This window comes from Bordetella hinzii LMG 13501, assembly GCF_001548475.1.
In the GTDB taxonomy this organism is placed as follows: Bacteria; Pseudomonadota; Gammaproteobacteria; order Burkholderiales; family Burkholderiaceae_B; genus Bordetella; species Bordetella hinzii.
In genome coordinates, this window is the sequence record NZ_LRUJ01000026.1 from 66052 (window position 1) to 72810 (window position 6759).

Here is a 6759-nt window from a genome sequence, read left to right on the forward strand (position 1 = left end):
AGCCGCCGGCTGCCGCCCAATTTGACAGCCTTCCCGGGCGGTGTAAAAGTCACGCCTCTGTCACAAACAATTCATAAGGTGTAACGCTTCGCGCGCGGAGACCCGCCGCGCGGTCGCTTAAACCGGAGGAACACTTCATGCGACCCCAACGTATCGCCCTGGCCGCCGCCCTGATCGCGGCCTTTGCAAGCGTCTCGGCCCACGCCGCCACGGAAATCCAATTCTGGCACTCGATGGAAGGCGCCCTGGGCGACCGCGTCAACGGGCTGGTTGAAGAGTTCAACAAGCAGAATCCCGATTACCAGGTCAAGGCTGTCTACAAGGGCAATTACGGCGAATCCATGAACGCCGGCATCGCCGCCTTCCGCGCTGGCAACGCGCCCGACATCCTGCAGGTCTTCGAAGTGGGCACGGCCACCATGATGTACGCCAAGGGCGCCATCAAGCCGGTGCAGCAAATGTCCGAGGAAGCCGGCGACGCCATCGATCCCAAGGCTTTCATCGGGGCGGTGGCCGGCTACTACTCCTCGCCCGAGGGCAAGCTGATCTCCATGCCCTTCAACAGCTCGACGGTGGTTTTCTACTACAACAAGGACGCCTTCAAGAAGGCTGGCCTGGATCCCGAGAAGCCCCCCAAGACCTGGGAAGAACTGGCCGCCGCCGGCCAGAAGCTGAAGGCCGCCGGGCAAGAATGCGGCTATACCACCTCGTGGCCGTCCTGGGTGCAGCTGGAGACCTTCTCGGCCTGGCATAACGTGCCCTACGCGACCAAGGACAACGGCTTCGGCGGCCTGGATGCCCGCCTGGCGGTCGATACCCCGCTGCATGTGCGCCACCTCGAGAACCTGGCCAAGCTGGGCAAGGAAGGCATTTTCATGTACGGCGGGCGCGGCGATGAGCCCAACTCCCTGTTCATCAGCGGCAAGTGCGCCATGATCACCGGCTCCAGCGGCCTGCGCGCCAACATCATGAAGAACGCCAAGTTCGAGTTCGGCACCTCGACCGTGCCCTACTATGCCGACGTGAAGGGCGCCCCGCAGAACACCATCATCGGCGGCGCCTCGCTGTGGGTCTTCGCCAACAAGAAGCCCGAGGTCTACAAGGGCGTGACCAAGTTCTTCAAGTTCCTGGCCAGCCCCGAGATCGCCGCCCGCTGGCACCAGCAGACCGGCTATGTGCCGGTCACCGTGGCCGCCTACGAGCTGACCCAGAAACAAGGCTTCTACGACAAGAACCCCGGCACCGACGTGGGCGTCAAGCAGCTCAACGTCCAGACCACCGCGCAATCGCGCGGCCTGCGCCTGGGCTACCTGCCGCAGATCCGCGAAATCGAGGATGCCGAGATCGAGCGTATCGTCTCGGGCAAGACCTCGGCCAAGGACGGCCTGCAGACCATCGTCAAGCGTGGCAATGATCTGCTCGAGAAGTTCGAGAAGAGCGTGAAGTAAACTTGCGGCCCAACCGGCCCCGGAACCGCCGTCCAGCGGCTTCGGGGCCGTCGCCCGAATGCATGCATGGGCCCGGCAGTACCACCGTTTCCGCAGCTGTCCCGACCCGGCCCTGGCCGGCGTTTTTCCGGACTGTCTGCGGCGTTTGCGTTTTAGCGGGGCAGCGAGTCCGGCCCAGGCCGACCGGCGCATCACTCGGCTGAAGTTTTCTTTTCTATCCACCCGTCGGACCTTCCGGCGGTCTTTGTATCCGCGGCCCTGCCGCCCTAGCCGTCCAGCTCCATGGAAAAACGTGTCGTATTTGGCCACAAGACGCTGCCTTACCTGCTGCTTGCGCCGCAGCTGATCATTACGGTGGTTTTCTTCTTCCTGCCCGCCGGGCAGGCAATGTGGCAATCCATGCGCCTCGAAGACGCTTTCGGCCTATCGTCCGAATTCGTCGGCCTAGCCAACTTCGTCGACCTCTTCTCGCAGCAGGCCTACCTCGATTCCTTCAAGGTCACGGCCGTCTTCTCGGTCCTGGTGGCCTTCGTGGGCCTGTCGGTCTCGCTGTTGCTGGCCGTGATGGCCGACCGGGTCATCCGCGGCGCCGGCATGTACAAGACCCTGCTGATCTGGCCCTACGCCGTCGCGCCCGCCGTGGTCGGCGTGCTCTGGCTCTTCCTGTTTTCGCCCTCGGTGGGCATCCTGGCCGTCGCGCTGCGCAGCCTGGGCGTGGACTGGAATCCGCGCCTGGACGGCACCCAAGCCATGATCCTCGTGCTGATCGCGGCCGTCTGGAAGCAAATCTCCTATAACTTCCTGTTCTTCCTGGCCGGGCTGCAATCCATCCCGCGCTCGCTGATCGAAGCAGCCGCCATCGACGGCGCCTCGCCGTCGCGCCGCTTCTGGTCCATCGTGTTTCCGCTGCTCTCGCCGACGACCTTCTTCCTGCTGGTCGTCAACGTCATCTACGCCTTCTTCGACACCTTCGCCGTGGTGGACACCACCACCCAGGGCGGCCCGGGCACCTCGACCTCCATCCTGGTCTACAAGGTCTACAGCGACGGTTTCCGCGGCCTGGACCTCGGCTCCTCGGCGGCGCAGTCCGTGGTGCTGATGTTCATCGTGGTCATGTTGACGGTGGTGCAGTTCCGCTACATCGACCGCAAAGTGCAGTACTGATTTTCAGAATACAAGGTTCGCAACCATGGTAGAACGCCGTCCCTGGCTAGATGCGCTGGCCCACGTCATCCTCCTGATGGGGGTGGCGCTGGTCGCCTTCCCGATTTACGTCACCTTCGTGGCGTCCACCCAGACCGCCCAGGAAGTCGCCTCCGCCCCGATGTCGCTCATCCCCGGCAAGCATTTCGTCGACAACTACATGCAGGCCCTGTTCGCCGGCTCGGGCGGCGGCTCCTCGGGCGCGCCCGTGGCCCGCATGATGTATGTCAGCCTGATCATGGCGCTGGCCATCTCGCTGGGCAAGATCGCGATCTCGCTGCTGTCGGCCTTCGCGGTGGTGTACTTCCGCTTCCCCGGGCGCATGTTCTTCTTCTGGATGATCTTCGTCACCCTGATGCTGCCCGTCGAGGTGCGGATCGCCCCGACCTACAAGGTGGTCGCGGACCTGGGCCTGCTCAACAGCTACGCCGGGCTGACCCTGCCGCTGATCGCCTCGGCCACGGCGACCTTCCTGTTCCGGCAGTTCTTCCTCACGGTGCCCGACGAGCTGATCGAGGCGGCCCGTATCGACGGCGCGGGGCCGATCCGGTTTTTCTTCGATGTGCTGCTGCCGCTGGCGCGCACCAGCATCGCCGCCCTGTTCGTCATCCAGTTCATCTATGGCTGGAACCAATACCTCTGGCCCCTGCTGATCACCACGCAGGAAGACATGTACCCGGTGGTCATCGGCATCAAGCGCATGATCAGCGGCGGCGACAGCGTCACCGAATGGAACATCACCATGGCAACCGCCCTGCTGGCCATGATCCCGCCCGCGCTGGTCGTGATCCTGATGCAGAAATGGTTCGTCAAGGGCCTGGTCGACACCGAAAAGTGACCGGCAACCCGCCCTCCCGACAAGATACCGCAGACGAATAAAACCGTATGGCTACCCTAAGTTTCCGCAACGTCAAGAAAACCTATGCCGGCAATGTGCCGGTGATCCATGGCATCGACATGGACATCGCCGACGGCGAGTTCATCGTCATCGTCGGCCCCTCGGGCTGCGGCAAATCCACGCTGATGCGCATGGTCGCCGGCCTGGAGACCGTCACCAGCGGCGAGATCATCATCGACGGCAGGCCGGTCAACGATCTGGAGCCGGCCGAGCGCGACATCGCCATGGTGTTCCAGAACTATGCGCTCTACCCGCATATGAGCGTGTTCGAGAACATGGCTTATGGCCTGAAAATCCGCAAGCTGCCCAAGGCCGAGATCCAGAAGCGCGTCGAGGCGGCCGCCCAGATCCTCGAACTGGGCAAGCTGCTGGACCGCCGTCCGCGCCAGCTCTCCGGCGGCCAGCGCCAGCGCGTGGCCATGGGCCGCGCCATCGTGCGCGAGCCCAAGGTCTTCCTGTTCGACGAGCCGCTGTCCAACCTGGACGCCAAGCTGCGCGTGGCCATGCGCCTGGAGATCCTCAAGCTGCACCGCCGCCTGAACACCACCAGCCTGTACGTCACCCATGATCAGGTCGAGGCCATGACGCTGGCGCACCGCATGGTCGTCATGTACCAGGGGGTGCCCGAACAAATCGGCACGCCCATGGAGGTCTTCGACAAGCCGGCCTCCACCTTCGTGGCCGGCTTCATCGGTTCGCCGCCCATGAACCTCGTCGAAGTGGACGTCGCCGGCGACGGCACCATGCACACCACCGAGGGCACCGCCTTGCAGATCTCGCCGCTGCAGGTGCCGGCGGCCGTGCGCGGGCGCAAGGTCATCATGGGCCTGCGCCCCGAGCACATGCTGCTCAATGCCCAGGGCATCCCGGTGGTGATCGAAATGATCGAAACCCTGGGTTCGGAGCAACTGGTGCATGGACGCAACGGCAAGAACATGATCGTCGTGCGCTGCTCCACCCGCCAGCTGTCCGAATCGACGGTCAAGGTCGGCGAAACGATGAACATCGGCCCGGACGGCCGCCACGACCTGCACTGGTTCGAGATCGATACCGGACGCCGCGTCGCTGGGCTCTGAACCGGCCGGCATCAGCCGCCCAAAGCAAAACGCTGCCCGAGGGCAGCGTTTTGCTTGGCGCGCGCAGCTTACTTGAACGCGCTCTTGCTGCCGTCCTTGTGCCAGGTGAAGACCTGGAACTCGAAGTTGGTCAGATCGCCCTGCTTGTTCCAGGCGGTCTTGCCGATCGGCGTGTCGAAGCTGTTGGCGTGCAGATACTTGGCCACCTTGGCCGGGTCCGTGCTGGCCGCGCCCTTGATGCCGTCGGCGATGGCCTGGGTGGCGGCATAGGCCGTCAGCTGGAAAGCGCCGTTGGGATTGCGCTTTTTGTCCTGGAAAGCCTTGACGATGGCCGCATTGGCGGGATTCTGGGCGAAATCGGCCGGCAGCGTCAGCAGCATGCCCTCGGCCGCGTCGCCGGCGATGGCGTTGATGTCGGGATTGCCCACGCCTTCCGGTCCCATGAACCGGGCCTTGACGCCTTGTTCGGCCGCCTGGCGCAGCAGCAGGCCCATTTCAGGGTGATAGCCGCCGTAATAGACAAAATCCACGCCGTTGCTCTTGAGCTTGGTGATGACGGCGGAATAATCGCTATCGCCGGCGTTGATGCCCTCGAACACCGAGACCTTCACGCCGCCCTTCTCCAGGTCGTTCTTGACGGCGGTGGCGATACCCTGGCCGTAGGACTGCTTATCATGCAGCACCGCGACATTGGCCGGCTTGATCTTCTCGAGGATGAACTTGGCGGCGGCCGGGCCTTGCTGGTCATCGCGGCCGATCGTGCGGAAGATGAACTCGTAGTTCTTGCCGTCCGTCACGGCCGGCGAGGTCGCCGACGGCGTGACCATGACCACGCCCTCGTTGTTGTAGATCTCGGTGGCGGCGATGGTGGCGCCCGAGCAGACATGGCCCACCACGAAACCGATCTTCTGGTTGACCACGCGGTTGGCCGCGACCGGGCCTTGCTTGGGTTCGCAGGCGTCGTCGATCACCACGGCCTCGAGCTTCTTGCCGTTGACGCCGCCGGCGGCATTGATCTGCTCAATAGCGGTATCGACGCCCTCGCGGACCATGTCCCCATATTGCGTCACGGGGCCCGTCGTCGGGCCGACCACCGCGATCTTGATGCTCTGCGCCTGGGCGCCGGACCAGGCCAGCCCCATGGCCACGCCGCAAGCGGCCAGAATCGGGGTCAGGCGGAAATGTTTTTTCATGGGGTCGCTCCTTCTTTGGCTTGTCTTCGTTGATCTACGCCCGGGTGCCAGCCCGTGCATTTTGCAGGGCAAGCATAACCGAAGCGCCGCCGGCGTTGGAGCCCATGAAAGCCCCTCCGCATATATCGCCGCCGATATATGCAATGGAATATATATTCGTTTGGGTTGGATAGCCGCCCAGGCAATATGGCGGACATGAGACTCCAACCTATCATCATTCCTGGGTGGAAAGACTCCGGACCCGGGCACTGGCAGACGCTTTGGGCGGACAGTCTGCCTCATGCGCGGCGCCTGTCCCAGCGCGATTGGCAAAACCCCGAACGCGCCGAATGGGTGGCCGCGCTGTCGGCGGCCGTGGACGAAGCCGTCTCGCCGGTGCTGCTCATCGCCCACAGCCTGGGCTGCCTGGTCGCGGCATCCCTGCCGGTCGCCCTGCGCGCCCGGGTCGCCGGCGCCTTGCTGGTGGCGCCGGCCGATGTGGAGCAGGCCGGCATGCCCGCCTGCCTGCGGGACTTCGCGCCCGTGCCGCGCCAGCCCCTGCCTTTCCAGAGCGTGGTGGTCGCCAGCGACAACGACCCTTATTGCGAGCTGGCGCGTGCGCGCGCCTTTGCCCAGGACTGGGGCAGCCGCTTCGTGACGCTGCACGGCGCTGGCCATATCAATGCCGACAGCGGCCTGGGCAACTGGCCGCAAGGCCTCAAGCTCCTGGGCGCGCTGCGCCGGCGCGCCGTCTGGCGCGTCTCGCCGCCGGCCCAGCGCATCCCGCCCGTGCCGACCCTGGCCGGGGGGGCCCGGCCGGGCTGACCCGCCTTACAGGCGCAGATCCGACGCTTCGGCGGTCAGCACGTATTTCAGGTCGTAGAGCACGTGATCGGGCTTGCCGAGCTTGCGGATGGCCGCCGCGCCCATCTCCACGAACTGGTGATGCGACACCGCCAGGA

General features: G+C 64.6%; 6 protein-coding genes. 5 read left to right on the plus strand and 1 reads right to left on the minus strand.

Features of this window, described 5'->3' with window-relative positions:
* Positions 1-137: 137 nt before the first annotated feature.
* The 4 genes from ugpB (at position 138) to AXA74_RS16490 (ending at position 4625) form a co-directional block, all read left to right on the plus strand.
* On the plus strand, positions 138-1448 hold the full coding sequence (gene ugpB / locus AXA74_RS16475) for a sn-glycerol-3-phosphate ABC transporter substrate-binding protein UgpB (RefSeq protein ID WP_029580852.1): 1311 nt from the start codon (positions 138-140) through the stop codon (positions 1446-1448).
* A 282-nt stretch (positions 1449-1730) separates the two neighbouring features.
* On the plus strand, positions 1731-2612 hold the full coding sequence (gene ugpA, locus AXA74_RS16480) for a sn-glycerol-3-phosphate ABC transporter permease UgpA (RefSeq protein ID WP_029580851.1): 882 nt from the start codon (positions 1731-1733) through the stop codon (positions 2610-2612).
* Between the two features lie 25 nt (positions 2613-2637).
* Positions 2638-3489 (plus strand): sn-glycerol-3-phosphate ABC transporter permease UgpE, encoded by an 852-nt coding sequence (gene ugpE / locus AXA74_RS16485; protein ID WP_029580850.1) that lies wholly within the window; start codon positions 2638-2640, stop codon positions 3487-3489.
* A gap of 47 nt (positions 3490-3536) precedes the next feature.
* Positions 3537-4625 (plus strand): sn-glycerol-3-phosphate import ATP-binding protein UgpC, encoded by a 1089-nt coding sequence (locus AXA74_RS16490; protein ID WP_029580849.1) that lies wholly within the window; start codon positions 3537-3539, stop codon positions 4623-4625.
* 68 nt (positions 4626-4693) lie between these two features.
* Here AXA74_RS16490 and AXA74_RS16495 read toward each other — a convergent pair whose 3' ends face one another.
* Positions 4694-5818 carry a branched-chain amino acid ABC transporter substrate-binding protein gene (locus tag AXA74_RS16495; RefSeq protein WP_032956053.1) on the minus strand — a complete coding sequence of 375 codons (1125 nt, stop codon included), beginning with the start codon at positions 5816-5818 and terminating at the stop codon, positions 4694-4696.
* 195 nt (positions 5819-6013) lie between these two features.
* On the opposite strand from AXA74_RS16495, the gene AXA74_RS16500 reads away from it, so the two are divergent.
* Positions 6014-6622: an RBBP9/YdeN family alpha/beta hydrolase gene (locus AXA74_RS16500; RefSeq protein WP_029580847.1), complete on the plus strand. Its 609-nt coding sequence runs from the start codon at positions 6014-6016 to the stop codon at positions 6620-6622.
* The last annotated feature ends 137 nt before the right edge of the window (positions 6623-6759 follow it).

Excerpts from the sequence above, each read along its gene's own strand:
- ugpB (WP_029580852.1), top strand. The coding sequence starts at position 138 with ATGCGACCCCAACGTATCGCCCTGGCCGCCGCCCTGATCGCGGCCTTT.
- ugpA (WP_029580851.1), top strand. The coding sequence starts at position 1,731 with ATGGAAAAACGTGTCGTATTTGGCCACAAGACGCTGCCTTACCTGCTG.
- ugpE (WP_029580850.1), top strand. The coding sequence starts at position 2,638 with ATGGTAGAACGCCGTCCCTGGCTAGATGCGCTGGCCCACGTCATCCTC.
- AXA74_RS16490 (WP_029580849.1), top strand. The coding sequence starts at position 3,537 with ATGGCTACCCTAAGTTTCCGCAACGTCAAGAAAACCTATGCCGGCAAT.
- AXA74_RS16495 (WP_032956053.1), bottom strand. The coding sequence starts at position 5,818 with ATGAAAAAACATTTCCGCCTGACCCCGATTCTGGCCGCTTGCGGCGTG.
- AXA74_RS16500 (WP_029580847.1), top strand. The coding sequence starts at position 6,014 with ATGAGACTCCAACCTATCATCATTCCTGGGTGGAAAGACTCCGGACCC.